This window comes from Brachyspira hampsonii (assembly GCF_002214805.1).
In the GTDB taxonomy this organism is placed as follows: domain Bacteria; phylum Spirochaetota; class Brachyspiria; order Brachyspirales; family Brachyspiraceae; genus Brachyspira; species Brachyspira hampsonii.
Genome location: NZ_CP019914.1, coordinates 3,043,236 through 3,062,926, shown reverse-complemented (window position 1 = coordinate 3,062,926; position 19,691 = coordinate 3,043,236). Strand labels below are relative to the sequence as shown.

Sequence of the window (19,691 nt, the reverse complement as noted above, 5' to 3'; positions counted from 1 at the left end):
AATAGTCAAATATATTTTATTTTCATAATATAACATATTAACAATAATTTAACAATTATCAAAAAAATATTATAAAAGCTATAGTAGCTATAGAACAATATAAAGCCGTACCAACTATATCGCATATAGAAGTAAGCATAGGTGCTCCGCTTATAGCAGGGTCTATATTGAATTTAGTAAGTATAAAAGGCAGACAAAGCCCTATAATACTTCCAATAAAAACTATACTAAACATTGATATAGATACAATAGCCGCTATTTCTAATCCTCCCCTTATGACACCTAATATATACGCCCCAGCAGCCATACTCAAACCTAACATAGATGCCACTAATACTTCTTTTGAAAGCATATAAAACCAATCCTTTAATACCACATCTCCAATAGCTAAAGATCTTATAACAAGAGTAGCAGACTGACTTCCGGCATTACCCCCGCTTCCTATAAGCAAAGGAAGAAAAACAACCAAAACTATATGCTTCTGCAGAGTATTTTGAAATATCCCTATAACACCTCCTGAAAATATATTAATAAATACTAATATTAAAAGCCATAATATCCTCTGTTTATAAAGGGTTGATATAGGTGTAATTTTCAAATTATCATCAAACTGATCCTCGCTTGAAGTTATTCCTGCCATTTTATGAAAATCATCTGTATACTCTTCTTCCGCTATATCCATTATATCATCTACAGTAACTATTCCTATCATAGAATGTCTGTCATCAACAACGGCAAGAGAATGAAGATTATATTTTTTTATTATATCAATAGCATTTTCCTGATCATCATAAACCGATATATAGGGACAATTATTAGTTATTTCTGATATTAATGTGTCTTTATCTATAAAAAATAATTTTCTCAAAGCAATAGAGCCAATCAATGTTCTTTTTGCATCTATAACATACAAAGTAGTATATGTTTCTGATTCCTCTATATTACTTCTCACATATTCAAATGCTTCATTTACTGTCCAATCTGGTTTAATACTTATATATTCAGGGGTCATTAAACGCCCTATACTTCCTTCAGGGTATGCTAAAAGCCAAGAAGCTATTTCCCGCTCTTCACTTCCTAAAAGTTTTAGTATATTTTCAGACATAGTTTCAGGAATAGATGCCAAAAAATATGTTCTGTCATCAGGATTAATATTTTCTAAAAGGTCTTTAATATCTGCTTCCTGCATATCCTCTATGATTCTCTGCTGATCTATAGGAGCAAGTTCAGGAAATACTTTGTAATAATAATCTTTAGGTAAGATACTAAAAACTTTATATTTATCATCATTTTTGAGAGAAGTAATGAGATTGGCTGTCTCTACCTCCTGCCATAAAGTAAGTATATCTCTTAATGCTTCCCATTCTTTTTCTTCTATTAGGTCCTCAATTTCCGGCTGTAAAAGTTCTTTAAGCATATTTCTATATCCTATTTATCAATAATATAAAATCAGTCTGATAGTAAATTAATAACTAGTTCCAACCAAATAAGTACCTATTTGTACTCCAAAATCAAAAGAATGTATATTATATCTTGAATAATTAGGATTTTTGTAATTCATAGCAAAATCATAATTAAAGTATAAACCCGCTGCAATAGCGGCAAAACTGCTTAAATTATATTTAAAATCTATAGTAAACTTGAGATATGGTATAACAGCAGATGTAAATGATTTTTTTATTTCATCAGCATTTAATTTAGAATTATAATCCCCATCCTTCAAATCAGCAGCCAATGGTATTTTAGCCCCTGCTCCTATACCTAAAGAAAGAACTAAAAAAGTAACTCTAAACATAGCACCCGTATTTAAAGTATCAAATGTATAAGAAACTATTCCGGCATCTTGAGAGTTTATATATTTATAAGAACTTCTATAATATCCTATATCGGCTAAAACATCAAAACCCAATAATCCTCCGAAATCATAAAAATATCCCGGCTGAAGTAATACTCCGAAATCAAATGAACTGCTTCCTTTTAGTATATCAATTTTACTGTTATCTAATCCTCTCAAATCAGCAAATGCAAAACTTCCTGTTAATGGAACAAATAAAGCAACACCGCCTCCATGCTGAGAAAATGCATTAATACTAAAAAATATAATAAAAAATAATGATGCTGTTAATTTTTTCATAATGTTCTCTCTTAAATTATCTTACTATTATTATAATATAAAAAAAACAATATAATGTCAAATCATTAAATTTCTATACTAAGACCATCATAAGCAGGATACATATTTGCAGGCAGTTCTTTTTCTAAATGTCTATGCAAAACATCATGCGTCATATGAGTAAAATAAGCTTTTTTCACGCCTAATTTATCCGCTATATTTACAGATTCCTGCAAAGATAAATGAGTATGATGCTGTCTGTATCTTAATCCATTTAAAACTAAAACTTCAGTCCCTTCAATCAATTTCAAACTCTCATCGCTTATATGGCTTGCATCTGTTATATATGTAAAATTATTAAATCTATAACCAAGTATATTAAGAACCCCATGCTTTACCGCAATAGGAGTAACTTTAATATCATCAAAAATCATTTCATTTTCTATATGATGAAAAACTACCTGAGGAAGTCCTCCTCCTACTTGAATAGGATTAAAAAAGAAATCGTACTTCTCTCTTAAATTATCCATAGTCTCTTTATTGCCATAACAATCTATTGCCGAATGCATTATAAAATTCAATGATCTCAAATCAACTATGCCGGAAGTATGATCTGCATGCGAATGCGTATAAAATACCGCTTCAAGTCTATCAACTTTTTCTCTTAACATCTGAGCTCTAAAATCAGCGGAAGTATCAACCACATAATTTTTATCATTATGTCTTATTAGTATTGAGGATCTTGTTCTCTTATCTCTTTTATCTTTGCTTCTGCATACTTTACATTTGCATCCAATCATAGGAACACCATCGGAAGTACCTGTACCCAAAAAAGTTATTTTCATGATATACCCCCTCTTTATAATATTATACAATTTATATTTTTTATATCAATACTTAATCTTTTCTATAAATCTTTTTGCTAAACTTTCAGCATCTATATTTTCCATACATATATGATTATTATGGCAGTTCTTTCTTTTATAGCATCTTGCACATTCTAGTCCTTCTGCTCTTATAGTTTCAGAATTTTTTGCAATTGGTCCTACCCTAACTTCGCTTGTTGGACCAAATATTGCTATAAGAGGTTTTTGAAATGCACATCCTGTATGCATAGGAAAAGAATCAACCGTAATCATTCCTTTAGAATTTCTTATCAAATATGCTAATTCAGACAAATTGAAAAGTCCTGAAGTATTGACTACATTATCAAAACCCTTAACTATTTCAGAACATTTTTCATTATAATCGGATGTAGCTGAAACTATTATTTGTATATCTTTTAATTTTTGTATTTCTTTTATTATTTCCCTTGATTTATTAACAGGCAAATCCTTAGTTTCCCATCTCGAAAATGGAGAAAAAACTATATATTCACTATCTATATTAAAATTGCTGTTTATTGAATACTTTATCTTCTCTATCCTTTCAGCAAAATCTATATCTATGTTTTTAGGTAAAAAATAGTCTAAATCAGTACCATCATCTGGACAGTCTATAAACTTCAAAAAAGATAATAACCCTACTATAGCATTTATATCTTTATAATAATTGCTTTTTACTCCTAACCATTTACCTTTGGCATATTTCTTTTTTGAATGACATAAATACAAAAATATAATGCTCCTTTCAAGTCCCTGCAAATCCATAGCTATATCATAATGCTCCTTCCTAACATCTTTTATATGTGAAAAAAACTCTCTTATAGTAGAAAAAAATAATAAAGGAGATTTAAATATCTCAGTTTCATATCTGTATATATCCAAAACATACAATTTATTTATATAAGGATTATTTTCTAATATTCCTAAAGCTCTTTTATCTGTAACAACATCTATACTACAATCCGGCTTCCATTTTTTTAATGCCCTTATAACAGGAGTAATATGCAAAACATCTCCCAATGATGTTTGTTTTATTAAAAGTATCTTCATTATAGCAATGCCCTTATTAGATAATAATACAATAATATATATTTTTTTATAATAATCAATAAAAAATAATAAAAATATACAAAAAATACTATAAATAGTATTGACAAAATTACTTTATATAGTAATATTACTATATAAAGTAATTCATAATGAAATTAAAAATTAAATATAAAAGGATTGAAAAATGAAAAGAAATAAAACTATAATTTTTACATTGATAATAATATTTATATTGGTATCATCATTTACTATAAGCAAAAAATATTTATATCCAAAAACTGAAACTGATGAAGTTATAACAATAGGAATAAGTCAGATGATAGAGCATGATGCATTGGACTTAATATATAAAGGCATAACAGATGAATTAAATAAATATTACAAGGACAGCAATAAAAAAATAAATATAGATTATCAAAATGCTCAGGGAGAACAGGCAAACTGCAATACAATAGCACAAAAGTTCGTTAATGATAAAAAAGACATAATAATAGCAATAGGCACACCTTCTGCACAATCAGCCGTTAATTTAACAAAGGATATACCAATAATAGTTTCAGGAATAGGAGATCCTATAGGTGCAAAGCTGGTAACGAATTTAAATAAACCAAATGTAAATGTAACAGGTGTAATAAATCTACCGCCTATAGAAAAACAAATAGAACTAATGCATACACTATTGCCGAATGCTAAAAAAATAGGACTTTTATACTGCTCAAGTGAAATTAATTCTGCATATCAAATAAAATTAGCTAAAGAAAAATTAGATTCTCTCGGACTTGAGTATATTGATTTAACTGTTGCCAATGCAAATGAAATACAGCAAATTATGTTAAGTGCCGTAAATAAGGTAGATGCTATATTCTCTCCTACAGACAATATAATAGCAAACAGCATGGCTAATGTTGCTATGATAGAAGAAAGCACAAAAATTCCGATTGTATGTGCAGATGCCAGCATGACAAAAATAGGAGGCACTGTTACATATTCCGTTGATTATTATGATATGGGAATACTTACAGCTAAAAAAACAATAGAAGTATTAGAAGGTATAAATGATATAAAAAACATACCATTAGAGCCATCTCAAAATCATGACTTTGTTGTTAATACTAATATGATTGATAAATTAGGACTTACTATACCAAACAATATTTATAATAATTAAACTATAATAAACAATAATAGTTCCTTTTTATATTACTACATAATAAATAGGGCTTGCAATTATATAATAATTACAAGCCCGCTATTTTTAACCTTTAACAATTATCTGTTTTCTTTAAAGAAATGTTCTTCCACTCTTATACAAATTTCATGATATATTGCTTCATGAAATTCCTGAGATATATGAGTTTCTTTTGCCGGAGCTTTAATAGCAATATCAGCCATCTCAGCAAGTTTTCCTCCGTTTTCATTTGTAAAAGATACAACTTTTATTCCCATAGCCTTAGCAAGTTTAGCAGCATAAATAATATTTTTGGCATTTCCTGATGTGCTTATAGCAAAGAATATATCTCCTTTATCTCCGAATCCTAATAATTGCTGAGCAAATACCAAATAAGGCTCTTTATCATTAAGGTAAGCACTTGAAAGTCCTAAATGCGAAGTTAAAGCAACAGCTCTCAAAGGAGATTCCAAATTATCAGCGATATACTCTCCGTCATCAAATTGTAAAAGCCCCTTTCGTATCTCTTCATTAATAGGACGCTTCTTTAAAAAACTCTTTAATAACTCACCTGCTATATGCTCGCTATCACAGGCACTTCCTCCGTTTCCTGCTATCAAAACTTTATTTCCTCTTTCATAGCATTTTATAGTTTCATTTATAGCAGATTCAATATTCGATTTTATATTTTCCAATTTAGGTATTCTTTTTATCAATTCTTCTATCATTTAATAATCCTTAAAATAAATTATAATTAATTAAAAATTTATAAAATATTATTCAGAAGCACCATATTCTGTTAAAAATGATATCAAAGTATCAGGCTTTTTATAATTATTTTTAACATAAGTAAGTGCAGTTCTTCCATTTTTATCTTTGGCATTAACATCTATACCATTGTCGCAAAGCAGTTTAGCAACAGGAAGCATATTCTCACTTTTATCAGCCGACATAAAGACCATTATTAAAGCATTATCTCCGTCATCATTAACAGCATTTATATTCACTTTATAATCAATCAAAGTCTGAACTATATCAGCATACAATTTATATGAAGCTATATGCAAAGCGGTTTCTCCATAACTGTTGGCAGCATTGACATCGGCTTTTGCCTTTAATAAAATCTTTATAATATCATTATATCCGCCTGCAGCAGCCATTAATAAAGCAGTATATCCTACTTTATCAGCAATATTCGGATCCGCTTTAGAATTAATCAAAAGCCTTACAATAGCAGTATGCCCATGATGTGAGGCAAGCATTAATCCTGTAACTCCGTCTTCTGATACAGTGTCAATATTAACCTTTTTATTTATAAAAGATACAACTGCATCATATTTACCCTCTTCACAGGATTTTAAAAATTGGCTTTCATTATCAGTCAAGGCATAAGATACATTAACTAATAAAGCAAAAGTGAAAATAATATTTATTAAATTTTTCATAAATAACTCAATATATATATAGCTATTATATATAATATAATTAAAGTAATATTTGTAAAATATTTTTTGTAAAATAATTAATACATTCCACCGTCAACACTTATAACCTGTTTAGTAATATAATTAGAATCATCAGACAATAAGAAATTTACAGCATTAGCAACATCTTCAGGTTTCCCTATTCTTTTTAAAGCTATCATATTTTTAGCATACTCTATTATTTCATCATTTATCATCTCGCTTTCAATAATACCCGGAGCAATACAATTTACAGTAATATTTCTTTTACCCAATTCTATAGCTAAAGATTTAACAGCACCTATTAGTCCCGCCTTAGAAGCAGCATAATTAACCTGCCCCCTATTACCAATAATTCCGGATATTGAACTTATTGCTATAATTCTTCCGCCTTTTCTTGCTCTTATTATATGCATAATAATAGGATTAACTACATTATAAAAACTTTTAAGATTAACATCTATAACATTGTCCCATTCATCTTCAGTCATAGCAGGAAAAGCATTGTCCATAGTTATTCCAGATGAAAGCACTACACCATAATAAGAGCCGTTTTCTTCTATATCTTTAACAAGAATATTTTTAACTTCTTCTCTGTCTGTAATATTCATTTTCAAAAATCTTATATTAACATCATAATCCTTTGCAAAACATTTTATTTTTTCTATAAAAGAATCATTTTTATTGTAGCACATTACAGCATCGTATCCGTTTTCTATAACTTTTTTTGATATAGCAAACCCTATACTTCCTGAAGCACCTGTTATTAAAATAGATTTATTTTTCATTTTATATCCGTTTATCCTATATGTTAAAAACATCAGCAGAACTTTCCATAACCATTATAGAACAGTCCATAATTTTATTACCATCATTAACTATTTTTTTATATTCATCTAAAGTATTTATATCATCATTATAAAGAACAGCCTCTGCATCATAATAAGCAATTTTTTTATCATTAAAAGTTTCTTTTACAAATATATAAACCCTATTATCAGATTTTATCTTTTTTATATAACAATCAGCTTTTTTTATATTTAAAATAAACCCTATTCTTTTATTATCATCATTATCTGATAAAGCACCATTATAAGCCGCCACAGTCTGTGCTGCATATTCAGTAAATATATAAGAGTCTATACCTTCAGGTTCTGAAATATCATAAAAAATATTATCTTTCTTAATATCTGCAAAAGAAAGTATCTCTTTATCATCAAAATTTATATCAGATATACCTTCTATCAATAACATTTTTCCTTTATGAGGTATATTCAATTTATATTTATTTTCCATAATATTATTAATACAAAATTATTTTCCTACTATCAAACAAGTATTGCTTCCTCCAAAACCAAAGGATACGCTCATACAATTTTCAAGTCTTTCAGCTTTAACTTTACTAGTAACCAAATTTATTTTAGCCAATGTATCATCATACTCACCGTCATATAAATGCGGAGGAAGTATTTTTTCTTTATTAATATCAGAAAGTGCAATATAGCAAACTCCAAGCTCCATAGCAGCTGCTGCCCCTATAGTATGACCGAATGATGTTTTACTAGAACTGCAGTATATATTAGCAGCATTAACTATATTTAGAGTAGTGCTTTCCATTTTATCATTTATTGAAGTGCCTGTGCCATGAAGATTAATATAATCTATATCATTTATATTCATATCAGCATGTTTTAAAGCATCATTGATACATTTGCTTGTAGTAGTGCCGTTTATATCCGGACTAGTCATATGATGAGAATCTGAATTACTGTTATAGCCTTTAAGATATAAAGCATTTTTTGAATCAATTAAATTATCTTTTGCAATAACTGTAAAAGCAGCACCTTCTCCTAAATTTATACCTTTTCTATTTTTTGAAAAAGAATTAGTTTTATTATAATCAACCACTTCAAGAGAATCAAATCCGTAAACGACAGTGTCAGTTACAACATCAGCTCCTCCAACTATAGCAGCATCTATTACTCCGCTTCTTATAAGCTCATCTGCTGCTATTATAGCATTGGCACTAGAAGTACATGCAGTAGATACAGTAAATGATATGCCTGAAACATCAAAATATTTCTTTAAAAAATCACAGCATATATTAAGGCTTTGCATAATCAATATTTTTTTCTCATCAATTACACTTCCTTTTAATATATAATCCTTAGTTTCATCGCTTCCATTCTCACAAGTACCTACTATAACGGATATTCTATTTTTTCCGTATCTCTTTTTAGCCTCATCTATTATAGGCTTTAATTGATTGACCGCATGCAAAGCCATTTTATTTATTTTATTATTATAAGGGTTATCAAGCTCAAAATTAAAAAAGTCATTGTCTATTTTGCCTAAGAAAAATTTTTTAACATAATCATTATTTTCTTTTAAACCATATTCTCCGTTTAAAAAATATTTATTATACAATTCTTCCTTATTCCTAGCCAAACAATTAATAATTCCGAAATCTAATAATACATTACTCATATAATACCTCAGAGTCGAGTATATAATTCTATAACAAAAAAGTCAAATTATTTAATCACTATTATTTTTTATCAATTTATTAAAATTAAATAGTACAGGTGAAATTATAAATGATGATAAAATTCCAATAAACAAAAATAACCCGAAAGATTTTACAGGTATAAAACTGCTGAATGCTAATGTACCGAATGATAATACAGTTGTCATCATGGATAAAAATACAGCTAAAAATGTAATCTCTTTATCTGCAGCACTATTTGAGAAAAATATAGAATAATCTATTGATATTCCTATTGAAAGTATCAAAGCAAATATAGAAAATATATTTATATTAATACCGAATATAGAGTGTATTGATAAATTTATTAATACAGACATCAACTGTACAATTATTATAGCTATAGCCTTGCTAGTTTCAAAAAATATCATCATAGCTATAAATATTATAATATAAGCAATTACAGCCATTTTTACAGCAGTTTTTGCCGTATTATCCAAAGCATCATTAATTTCTTCGCTTATATTAAATATTTTTACATCATTATTATCCGATTTTATTATATTATTTGTATCATAATCACTTGTTGCTATAATAAAATATTTATTATTATTAGTAACTATAATTTTATTTAAATCATTGAAATTTGTATTTTCAAGTATTTTATTTATATCAAGAACTTCATCTTTAGCTTTTTCAAATTCTGATTTTATTCTATTGTAGGAATTATCATCTAAACTCAGAGCATCAGTCTGTTTTTTTAATATAGGCATTAATTTATCATTTACTAACTTAACATTATCTCTTTGTCTCTCTTCTGAATATAGTATCTTAGATATAGCCGTATAATTATTATTACTGAAATTATCTTCTATACTCTCTTCGGCATATAATGCCTTTGAAAGAGTATCTCCTCTTGAAATAATAATATTTTTTGCTAGAGATGTATTTAATCTTTTATAAACTTCCCTTTCACTATTTAATAAAAAATTAGGTGTGTTATAAAGCTGATTAGCAGAAAAATTTACTTTTATTTTGGGTATGAATATTATAGAAACTATAATAACCGCTGTCAATATAATTAATACATTTTTTATGCTTATTATTTTTATATAATCATTTAAGATATTCTTACTTTTATTAAGTATAGACTTATTTATCACACTTTTATCGTTTTTAAATAATAACGGATATATTATGTTTACTGTAAGAAAAGAGCTTAAAAGTCCGAATATGGAAAATACCGCTATCTGTTTCAATAATATAAGAGAAGTTAAAGATAATGACAAATAACTCACTATAGTAGTTACAAATCCCAAAAGCATGCTTGGAAATATTTTTCTTAATACTTCTTTTTTATCTTCTTCATTATACCATTCAGTTATAAAATGTATAGAATGGTCTATTGATATACCTATAAGGCTTGTTCCGAATACAAATGTAAATATATGAATGGAATCAAAAAATACAGATGAATATAAAAATGCTGATAAGCCGGATAATAATATGGTACACATAGAAATTATATAAGGCTTCAAAGATTTGAATATAAAAATAAATATAAGACAAATAACAATAAATGACACTATAGATATAATAGTAATTTCAAACTTAGCACTTTTCTGACTATAATAAGTATGCACTGGTACGCCTGAAATATATGTATTTATACTTCCTTCTCTTTCTAATATTTTTAAATACTCTGTAATATCATTAAAAAACTTTTCATTGTCAATATTTTTAGGCATGTCAATATTAACAAGAATATTATATTTATCATTATAATTTATAAATTGTATTGAATCTCTAGACTGCAAATTATTTTCTGAAGTGAGAATCTCATTTATTTTTGAATTAACAGTTAAAAAAGGATCATCTTCAATATTATCAACTATAGGTATAAAAAAAGGAGAATAAAAATTTGCTAAAGCATTTTCAGCAACAATATACTCCTCATCATTCAATAAATAATTTCTTATCTCTTTTGAAAGAAGCTGATATTTATATTTTATCATTGTACCTAAAATATCATCATAATTTCTAGAATATAAATTAACTGAAACATTACTATAAGACTGTTTTATATATTCATCTAATTTTAATGCATTATACTTGGCATCATCAAAATTTTCACTTTCTATAAATATTTTTACACTGCTTGAATTTTTATAAAAGAAATCTTCCAAAGGTTTTTGAAAATCTTTATCTTCTAAGAACTTAGGTGTTATAGACAAAAAATTAGTATCTATTTTTGCAGTTTTTTCAAATCTTACTAAAAATAATATAACTGCAAATAAATGAAAAATTATCCAAATAATCGTAAAAATATTTCTTCTATTATCTAGAATAGTTTTATTCAAAATATTTTATCTCCTCAGATGTTACTGTATTAGATTTAGATAAAACTTTCATTATATATTCTGTTGTACTGTTATTAGAAGAATACATTTTTATTTTTTCTATATATCCGGCACTAGAAAAAGTTACTTCTATTTTTTCTATTATTTTTTTAAGCTCATTAGTTTTAGGACTATAAACTGCAATATTTCCATTCATATTTTGATTAAATGATTCATTTATAGTTTTATCATCATAAGTAAAAATTGATTTTATTATATTAGCTATATGAGCAAACATAGCATTATTAGAATCAGCCATAACTTTCTTTTTTCCGTCAGGCATTATCTGAACTACATTTTTTTCACCCATTACTGTTATAGACTCTTTCGGACTTTTAGTAAACCAGCATATACCATAACCATTTACTATAATAAAATCACCTGAAGATTCAAAACTTCTTCCTTTCTGAGTTACTATTTGAGTATAATTGCCTTTCAATAGTTTTGCATTTTTATATTCATCTTTAACCTGAGTAAGCAAAACAGATGTAAATACAAAAGAAATCATAATTATAAAATAAATATTTTTCATATTGATTATCCATTATTATTAATTTTTTCTATTCTATCTATAAAATCTTTAGGATTATTCAAAAAACCTTTTCTAGTTTCTGAATCTATAGGCATTTGCAATGTGCTTGATTTTGATATGATTTTATTATTTTCATCATAAAAAGTATATTCCACTCTCATACCATTTAAATATTCAGTAATTGCCGTATGTATCCTAATCTTTTGATTTAATTTAATAGAATTTATATATTTAATTTCTAATTTTACTATAGGCCACATAACACCTTTAGAAGTCATAATATCATAATTATAATCTATAATTTCAAGCATAGCCTCCCTAGCCTGCTCCATAAACTTTATATAATTACCATGCCAAACAACACCCATAGGATCCAAATCATAAAAAGACGGCTTTATATAACAATCATTTTCTAAATAATATTTTTTATTTGACATAAATTAATCCCCTTTATACCAAAAATCATGAAAATTATACCACTGATATGGATATTCTATAGCTTTTTGTTCTATAATGGAAGCAAATTCTTTTGTTAATTCTAATATAACTTCATTTTTCTTTTTTCTATTTTTTAATTCTTCATCATTCAATTTTATCTTTGAAGGATATATATAAAAATTATATTTCTTTGAAAGTATTTTGTCATTCTCTCTCAAAGCAAAGAAATAATAAACAGGATATCTAAGTAAAATAGGTATCAAAAAAGCTCCGCATGGAAAAGGTGCTTCTTCTCCTAAAAAATTTATATAATTAACTTTATCAGTTTTATTGCTAGTTCTGTCTCCTGCTATCGCTACTATCTCACCATTATTTAATTTATCCTCAATACTTATTATAGTATGAGGTCCTATATTAGAAGCATCTATAAAATCTATAGAAGAATTATTCTTACCCTCACTGAGAACTATATTAACATTTTTATTTACTTTAGGATCTATTATTATATTTATTTTATAGTTTTTTATAGGATTGCCTTCATTAATAGCTGCTAATGCCTTTAAAAGTTCAATATTTCCTATATGAGAAAATAATATTATCATTCCCCTTTTTTTATTAAGCAAATCAATAACTTCATTATAACTATCCTTAGTTTTTACTACTAAATCAGTTATAGATATATCTCCATTCCAAGCCGAAAATTTTTCTGAAACAGATACAACAAATGAAAGTAAATGCTTATAAGAACAAATAAAATTCGATTTGATTTTTTTATTATATTCAGACATTTTTTTTAAGTATTTTCTGGAAGCCTGCATCCTAGTTTTGGAATAAAAAAAATAAAATATACTTATAGGAATAAGATAAAGTATTACAAAAGTTCTTCCTAAAATTTTATAAACAGATATAGAGAATAATGCTTTCCATCTCTTACCTATTTCTTTTTCTTCCGTCCAATGAGCCATACGAAAACCTTTAAGAAAAATACAATTTGCCGTCTGAATATTTTTTATTATTATCATATATTTTAAATGAAATAATATTATCAGAAAAATGAGATTCTATAAAAATATTTGTATTTGGAAGAATCATATTTGTAAATTTTAATTTTAAAAGTTTATTGACAGAAAAATCTCTGCTAAAAATACTTTTACATATATCAAGAGTAATTTTAACCTGAGCTATAGCAGGTAAAAGTTTAAAGTTTTCAAAATGACCGTCAAAATAAGGCATTCTTTCATCTACAAAAACTTTTACTCTAAACATATCAGAAGTTTTTTCTTCTATCTTATAATCTTTATAATCAATATAATTATCCAAATTAATTTCCTTCCATTATAGCATCAAGAGCTTTTCTATCGATTTTACCGATTTCGCTTCTAGGTATAGAATCAACAAAATATATTTTTTTAGGCAATACTATCGTTTCGAAATAACCTCTTAAATAATCAATAACATATTTTTTCATATCTTCCAAATTTCTATTTTTGTTATTCATTACTATAAAAGAAGCAATATATTCTCTTTTATCAGACTTACAGTATATAGTATAACTGTCTTTAAAATGCTTATCCATAAGTATTTGTCTGTCTATCTGCTGTACACTTATTCTTTTTCCCTCTATTTTTACTATAGAATCTTCTCTGCCTAAAAGCTCAAACTCATCTGCATTCTTCATATTCACAACATCACCCACATGTATCCAAACATCATCACCAGTATATCCTGAGCAGCATTCTATACTTCCATTTTCATCAACTTTAATTTTTACAACACTAAGCCTTGTCCATAATTGATTTTCACTTCTTCTTCTGTATCCAATAGCACCAGCCTCAGTACTTCCGTAAATTTCTGTAACATCAGTAGAAAATATCTCTCTGCAAAGATTATTAACTTTCTCTTCAAGCATTCCTGTAGAAGAAAATAAATACCATTTAGACTTTATTTTTAAAGAGGATTCATCTATTCTCTTTAAAAAAGCAGGTGTAGTAACTATAGTAATTTTTTCATAGTCTGAAAAATTATTAACAGTCTCTAAATAGTTAATTCTATTATTTATACATCTAACTTCAAGCATAAAAGGAATCAACACAGCAAAAACAAAACCATAACTATGATAATGAGGCACTGTATACAAAAATAAAGAATCTTTAATATTATCAGTAAATTGATTCACTATTTTAACTGCCTCAGCTTCAAACTGCTTAAGAGTTTTTTCTATAAGTTTAGGATGTCCTGTAGAGCCTGAGGTATAAAAATTGATATATACATTTTCATCTATTACTGTTTCTTTAAGTACATCAAACCATTTATCATTACATTTGCTTTCAAAAACTTCATCTAAATTTAAACTCGATTTTTCTGTATCTGATATATAAACCATAGAGCTGTCTATTATGCTTTCAACATATTTAGGGCTATTATTGTTTAAAACATTTACTCTTTTTTTAAGAATAAATCCGGCAGTAATAACTGAAATAAATCTATATGCATTTTCAATAAATATTGTAATAGTATCTTCTTCAAATTTAGAAATATATTCTAAACTTTTAACTATATCAGAAACAAACTCTTTGTACTTTATAAAATTCTTATTTTCCTTATGAATAAGAAAAATATCATCTGAATCTTTTAATGAATAAAAATTTGTATTGCTTAATTTTCTCATAATATTTTTTATTTATTGTCTGAATTTTCTCTTATATATTTTGCTAAAGTTGCAACAGAATAAAAATATTGTTTATTATTTTCTTCTATATCAGAAAAAGTGATATTAAACTTTTTTCTAATAGCAACGCCTATTTCCAAAGCATCTATAGAATCAAGTCCTAATTCATCTCCGAATAAAGGAGCATCTGTATCTATATCTTCTATGGATACACCTTCCAAATTTGCCGATTCTATAACGATTTGTTTTATTTGATCTTCAATACTCATATAGTTTTCTCCTTAATTATAATTTCACATAAATCTATCAATAAAATATATTATTTTTTTATTAATTTTATTTTTCCTAATTCTAAATCGGAAGTATCTGTTGATATAAATTTAATAAAATCGATAATTGAATTTTCATCTTTATTTATATTACTGTCTATTACATCAATATAGATGTTTGGGTCTTTTTTAGAAATAAGACAAGAAAATGCAAATGAATAATTACCGTCTCTTGATATCACTTCATAGCTTTCCGGTAATTTTTCATCAGCTATTAATATAAGAGCTTTATCATTATCAGAAGTCTTTAAAAAGGCAATGGCCTGTATAAGTGCTGTATCTATAAAATTATTGTAGCATGTAACTGCAATGGCTCTTTTATAATTTTTATAAAAAATAGTAAGCTGTGCCACTGCTGTATTAAAAACTGAAAAACTGAAAAGTGCAGGAGATACCTCATGTTCTGTAACTATCTTTTTTGACATATTATACTGCTGTTTTATTTCTCCATATTTAGATACAAAAAAAAATGGTATCTGATCATTTTCATTTAAAATATTTTTAACTGATTCAAAAGAAAATTTAGTTATTTGGCTTAATCTTCTTTTTTGAGCTTTTGGTATAAAATCCAATTCAGGATTAGAGTCCCCATAAGTAATTTTTATGTCATTATTTATATTTTCCAATATAAATTTTTTATCCATATTAGGAGCAAAAAAATCCCAATCCAAAACTCTAAAACTTAAATCCAGCATAAACTTCCTAAAATAAAAATCATAATATTTTTATTATACAAAATTATCCTATAAAGTCAACTATAATATACTTGTTTAATCGTTTAAGAGCCATGGTTATTGCACGCTTTTAGTTTAAAAAAGCAGATATTCATTATAATTTAAATTAGCACAATAAACTCAAAATATAATACTTTATAGTTATAGATAATCATAATATATAAGTATTTGATATAATTCTATAATAAATTAAACTAAATAATATAAAAAATAATATTGACATTGGAGTGCACTCCAATGCTATAATCTACAAAAATAAAGGAGGTAATTAATAAATGACAATAGCAGAAGTAAGTAAAAAAACAGAATTATCCGCTGATACTTTAAGATATTATGAAAGAATAGGGCTAATACCTGAAGTAGGAAGAAGTGAAAACGGAATAAGAAATTATACTGATTATGATTTAGGATGGATAGAGTTCTCAAAATGTATGAGAAACTCTGGAATGTCTATAGAATCGATAATAGAATATATAAAGCTATACAATAAAGGCGATTCTACATTAGAAGCTAGAAAACAGCTTTTAGTAAGTCAAAGAGATGCTATGCAGGAAAAATTAAATGAACTTCAGGCAACTTTAGATAAACTAAATAAAAAAATAGAAAATTACGGACATCAAATTTCAGTACATGAAAAAGATATGCTTAAAAATAATGATTAAGGATAAATATTTATGAAAATAAAAAAATATTTTTTTAGTTTATTAATTTTTTCTATTATATCATCTATATCATGCTATTCAGTTTACGGAGATAATACAACTATGGAAAATTTAAATGTTTTAAATACTTCAGTTAATGTAAAAATAAAAGATAAAGAATACAAATTAAAATTATATGATAATCAAACAGCAAAAGATTTTTTAGCTCTTCTTCCTTTAACTGTTAATATGAATGAGTTAAACAGCAATGAAAAATATTATAATTTAAGTAAAAAACTTACAACTAAAACTGAAAATATAGGAAGCATAAAAACAGGTGATTTTTTACTATATGGCAATAACTGCATAGTATTATTTTATGAGAGTTTTAGAACTTCATACAGTTATACAAGACTTGGATATATAGAAAATACAGAAGGTTTAAAAGAAGCACTTGGGAGAGGAAGTATAGAAATAACTTTTAGTGTCGCTAGTGAAAATTAAAAAAAATTATAAAAACAACTATTGACATTGGAGTGAACTCTAATGCTATAATTTTAAAATAATTGATAAATAAACAGTCTTTTAGCAACAAAATTTAAGCGAGTTTATTGATAGCAACAAATATAAAAATTATGAGAATGGGTTAAATTTATTTAAAAGATAATCTGCCAAAGGTGAACAATTTTTATTAGCAATAATGAAATAAACGAGCTTCTAGCAACTTCAGCTGCTAGAAATTTTAAGCGAGTTTATTGATAGCAACAATAGGAGCAAGTATGAAAACTGTAAAATTAAATAATGGACTTGAAATGCCTATATTAGGATTTGGTGTTTTTCAAATACCAGATTATGAAGAATGCAAAAAATCAGTATTAAATGCCATCGAAGCAGGATACAGATTGATAGATACTGCCTCAGCATATTTTAATGAAAAAGCTGTTGGTGATGCTATAAAAGAAAGCGGTATTAACAGAAAAGAATTATTCATCACTACTAAATTATGGATAACAGATGCAGGATATGATAACGCTAAAAAGGCTTTTGAAGTATCTATGGAAAAACTTGGTTTAGATTATTTGGATTTATATTTGATACATCAGCCCTTCGGTGATTATTATGGTTCTTGGAGGGCTATGGAAGATTTATATAATGAGGGAAAAATTAAAGCTATAGGAGTTTGTAATTTTTATCCAGACAGATTATTAGATTTAGTTATGCATAATAAAATAGCTCCTATGATTAATCAAATAGAAACTCATCCATTTTTCCAAAGAGAAGAAGACAATAAACTTATGAAAGAATACGGAATTCAAATAGAATCTTGGGCACCTTTTGCTGAAGGAAGAAATAATATGTTTACTAATGAAACACTTACAAAAATAGCAAAAAAACATAATAAAACTGTTGCTCAGGTTATATTAAATTGGCTTATAAAAAGAAATGTTGTTGTCATACCTAAAAGTGTTCATAAAGAAAGAATTATAGAAAATTTTAATGTGTTTGATTTTGAATTAGATGATAATGATATGAATGAAATATTAAAGCTAGATAAAAAAAATAGTTTATTTTTATCGCATACTGATATTGAAACTGTAAAATATTTATGCAATTATAAAATTTGATAGTTTGTAACTTAATTATAAATTTCTTACATAGAAATAAACAAATATAGTAATGCACTATAGGTGTATATAGTTTATAAATTAATAAAAAGGATAAACAATGAAAAAAGTATTTTTTGGTTTGTTATTTATTTTTATTTCAATTATAACAATATTTTCATTAAACAAAAAAGCAGAGGCAAATACTAATATGGAAAACAATAAAGTAGTTTTTAATTTCAATACAAAAAGGGCAAAACTAAACAGCGGATATGAAATACCATTAAATGGAATAGGAACATACAGTCTATTAAATGACGAATGCTACAATTCTATACTTTTTGCTTTACAAAATGGCGTAAGGTTAATTGATACTGCCTATATATACAGAAATGAAGAAGAAGTAGGAAGAGCTGTAAGAGATTCAAAGGTTGATAGAAAAGACATTTTTATTATTACAAAATTATATCCTAATCAATACAGTGATGCAGAAAATGCTATAAATGAGGCATTAAAAAAATTGGATGTTGAGTATATTGATATGATGCTTCTTCATCACCCGGGTCTAAATGATGTTGAAGCATACAAGGCTATGGAAAAAGCTGTGAAAGAGGGAAAGATTCGCTCTATTGGACTTTCTAATTGGTACATAAAAGAATTAAAAGAGTTTCTTCCTAAAATAAGTGTAATGCCTGCTTTGGTTCAGAATGAAATACACCCCTATTATCAGGATACTAATGTTATAGAGTATATTCAAAGTTTGGGTATAGCTGTTCAAGGCTGGTATCCTTTGGGAGGAAGAGGACATCAGAGAGAACTTTTAAATGATAAAGTATTAAAAGATATTGCTAAAAAATATAATAAGTCAGTTGCACAAATTATATTAAGATGGAATTTGCAAAGAGAAGTAATTGTAATACCTGGCTCTAGTAATAGAGAACATATAATAGAAAATACAGAAATATATGATTTTGAATTAAGTGATGAAGATATGAAGAAAATAGCAGAATTAAATCGTGATGAAAAACATGATTGGTATTAAAAATTAATTGAGATGTGGTTTATATATAGAGTTTTTAAAGTACATATTTTTTAAGTAAATAAAAAATTATGTAGTTGGGTACTAGTTAATTTTTAAGGAGTTTATTTATAGCAAGAAATATAAAAATTTTTGGTGTCTTTT

At 26.5% G+C, this 19,691-nt stretch carries 22 protein-coding genes; 5 read left to right on the top strand and 17 right to left on the bottom strand.

Annotated features, from left to right (window positions below):
* Positions 1-58 precede the first annotated feature (58 nt).
* The 4 genes from mgtE to BHAMNSH16_RS13610 form a co-directional block, all read right to left on the bottom strand.
* Positions 59-1,417 carry a magnesium transporter gene (mgtE, locus tag BHAMNSH16_RS13625; protein WP_008731465.1) on the bottom strand — a complete coding sequence of 453 codons (1,359 nt, stop codon included), beginning with the start codon at positions 1,415-1,417 and terminating at the stop codon, positions 59-61.
* 48 nt (positions 1,418-1,465) lie between these two features.
* Positions 1,466-2,134, bottom strand: coding sequence for a hypothetical protein (locus BHAMNSH16_RS13620; RefSeq protein ID WP_008731463.1), 669 nt, complete (start codon positions 2,132-2,134; stop codon positions 1,466-1,468).
* A 65-nt stretch (positions 2,135-2,199) separates the two neighbouring features.
* Complete coding sequence (locus BHAMNSH16_RS13615) at positions 2,200-2,958, bottom strand: MBL fold metallo-hydrolase (RefSeq protein ID WP_008731461.1); 759 nt, start codon at positions 2,956-2,958, stop codon at positions 2,200-2,202.
* Between the two features lie 45 nt (positions 2,959-3,003).
* Positions 3,004-4,047 carry a glycosyltransferase family 9 protein gene (locus tag BHAMNSH16_RS13610; RefSeq protein WP_069731487.1) on the bottom strand — a complete coding sequence of 348 codons (1,044 nt, stop codon included), beginning with the start codon at positions 4,045-4,047 and terminating at the stop codon, positions 3,004-3,006.
* Between the two features lie 184 nt (positions 4,048-4,231).
* On the opposite strand from BHAMNSH16_RS13610, the gene BHAMNSH16_RS13605 reads away from it, so the two are divergent.
* Entirely contained in the window at positions 4,232-5,215 is a 984-nt protein-coding gene (locus BHAMNSH16_RS13605) for an ABC transporter substrate-binding protein (protein WP_069731486.1), read from the top strand.
* 101 nt (positions 5,216-5,316) lie between these two features.
* On the opposite strand, the gene BHAMNSH16_RS13600 is transcribed toward BHAMNSH16_RS13605, so the two are convergent.
* The 13 genes from BHAMNSH16_RS13600 to BHAMNSH16_RS13540 all read right to left on the bottom strand — a co-directional run bounded on the left by BHAMNSH16_RS13600 (position 5,317) and on the right by BHAMNSH16_RS13540 (position 16,224).
* Positions 5,317-5,943 (bottom strand): D-sedoheptulose-7-phosphate isomerase, encoded by a 627-nt coding sequence (locus tag BHAMNSH16_RS13600; RefSeq protein ID WP_008731961.1) that lies wholly within the window; start codon positions 5,941-5,943, stop codon positions 5,317-5,319.
* Positions 5,944-5,991: 48 nt separating this feature from the next.
* Positions 5,992-6,660 carry an ankyrin repeat domain-containing protein gene (locus BHAMNSH16_RS13595; protein WP_008731959.1) on the bottom strand — a complete coding sequence of 223 codons (669 nt, stop codon included), beginning with the start codon at positions 6,658-6,660 and terminating at the stop codon, positions 5,992-5,994.
* Positions 6,661-6,737: 77 nt separating this feature from the next.
* Positions 6,738-7,466: a 3-oxoacyl-ACP reductase FabG gene (fabG, locus tag BHAMNSH16_RS13590; RefSeq protein WP_039955019.1), complete on the bottom strand. Its 729-nt coding sequence runs from the start codon at positions 7,464-7,466 to the stop codon at positions 6,738-6,740.
* A 16-nt stretch (positions 7,467-7,482) separates the two neighbouring features.
* A complete protein-coding gene (locus BHAMNSH16_RS13585) occupies positions 7,483-7,974 on the bottom strand; it encodes an ApeP family dehydratase (protein WP_069731485.1) in 492 nt (163 codons plus the stop codon).
* An 18-nt stretch (positions 7,975-7,992) separates the two neighbouring features.
* Positions 7,993-9,165: a beta-ketoacyl synthase N-terminal-like domain-containing protein gene (locus BHAMNSH16_RS13580; protein WP_008731946.1), complete on the bottom strand. Its 1,173-nt coding sequence runs from the start codon at positions 9,163-9,165 to the stop codon at positions 7,993-7,995.
* Between the two features lie 51 nt (positions 9,166-9,216).
* Positions 9,217-11,523: an MMPL family transporter gene (locus BHAMNSH16_RS13575; protein WP_083250045.1), complete on the bottom strand. Its 2,307-nt coding sequence runs from the start codon at positions 11,521-11,523 to the stop codon at positions 9,217-9,219.
* Positions 11,516-12,094, bottom strand: a complete 579-nt coding sequence (locus BHAMNSH16_RS13570) for a LolA family protein (protein ID WP_069731484.1) — start codon at positions 12,092-12,094, stop codon at positions 11,516-11,518. Before BHAMNSH16_RS13570 ends, BHAMNSH16_RS13575 begins: the two co-directional genes overlap by 8 nt.
* A 5-nt stretch (positions 12,095-12,099) precedes the next feature.
* Positions 12,100-12,531 carry an acyl-CoA thioesterase gene (locus tag BHAMNSH16_RS13565; RefSeq protein WP_008732429.1) on the bottom strand — a complete coding sequence of 144 codons (432 nt, stop codon included), beginning with the start codon at positions 12,529-12,531 and terminating at the stop codon, positions 12,100-12,102.
* A gap of 3 nt (positions 12,532-12,534) precedes the next feature.
* Positions 12,535-13,497, bottom strand: a complete 963-nt coding sequence (locus BHAMNSH16_RS13560) for an LpxL/LpxP family acyltransferase (RefSeq protein WP_069731483.1) — start codon at positions 13,495-13,497, stop codon at positions 12,535-12,537.
* 10 nt (positions 13,498-13,507) lie between these two features.
* Positions 13,508-13,852, bottom strand: a complete 345-nt coding sequence (locus BHAMNSH16_RS13555; RefSeq protein WP_069731482.1) for an ApeI family dehydratase — start codon at positions 13,850-13,852, stop codon at positions 13,508-13,510.
* Position 13,853: 1 nt separating this feature from the next.
* The gene (locus BHAMNSH16_RS13550; protein ID WP_069731481.1) at positions 13,854-15,200 is read right to left on the bottom strand and encodes an AMP-binding protein; all 1,347 of its coding nucleotides are present in this window, start codon (positions 15,198-15,200) and stop codon (positions 13,854-13,856) included.
* 8 nt (positions 15,201-15,208) lie between these two features.
* The gene (locus tag BHAMNSH16_RS13545; RefSeq protein ID WP_008725666.1) at positions 15,209-15,469 is read right to left on the bottom strand and encodes a phosphopantetheine-binding protein; all 261 of its coding nucleotides are present in this window, start codon (positions 15,467-15,469) and stop codon (positions 15,209-15,211) included.
* 50 nt (positions 15,470-15,519) lie between these two features.
* The gene (locus BHAMNSH16_RS13540) at positions 15,520-16,224 is read right to left on the bottom strand and encodes a beta-ketoacyl synthase chain length factor (RefSeq protein ID WP_069731480.1); all 705 of its coding nucleotides are present in this window, start codon (positions 16,222-16,224) and stop codon (positions 15,520-15,522) included.
* Positions 16,225-16,538: 314 nt separating this feature from the next.
* Here BHAMNSH16_RS13540 and BHAMNSH16_RS13535 point away from each other — a divergent pair, with 314 nt between their 5' ends.
* The 4 genes from BHAMNSH16_RS13535 to BHAMNSH16_RS13520 all read left to right on the top strand — a co-directional run bounded on the left by BHAMNSH16_RS13535 (position 16,539) and on the right by BHAMNSH16_RS13520 (position 19,550).
* Complete coding sequence (locus BHAMNSH16_RS13535; protein ID WP_008731630.1) at positions 16,539-16,925, top strand: MerR family transcriptional regulator; 387 nt, start codon at positions 16,539-16,541, stop codon at positions 16,923-16,925.
* Between the two features lie 12 nt (positions 16,926-16,937).
* Positions 16,938-17,408 carry a cyclophilin-like fold protein gene (locus BHAMNSH16_RS13530; protein WP_069731479.1) on the top strand — a complete coding sequence of 157 codons (471 nt, stop codon included), beginning with the start codon at positions 16,938-16,940 and terminating at the stop codon, positions 17,406-17,408.
* A gap of 275 nt (positions 17,409-17,683) precedes the next feature.
* Positions 17,684-18,529: an aldo/keto reductase gene (locus BHAMNSH16_RS13525; RefSeq protein ID WP_008731751.1), complete on the top strand. Its 846-nt coding sequence runs from the start codon at positions 17,684-17,686 to the stop codon at positions 18,527-18,529.
* A 100-nt stretch (positions 18,530-18,629) separates the two neighbouring features.
* On the top strand, positions 18,630-19,550 hold the full coding sequence (locus tag BHAMNSH16_RS13520; protein WP_008731748.1) for an aldo/keto reductase: 921 nt from the start codon (positions 18,630-18,632) through the stop codon (positions 19,548-19,550).
* The last annotated feature ends 141 nt before the right edge of the window (positions 19,551-19,691 follow it).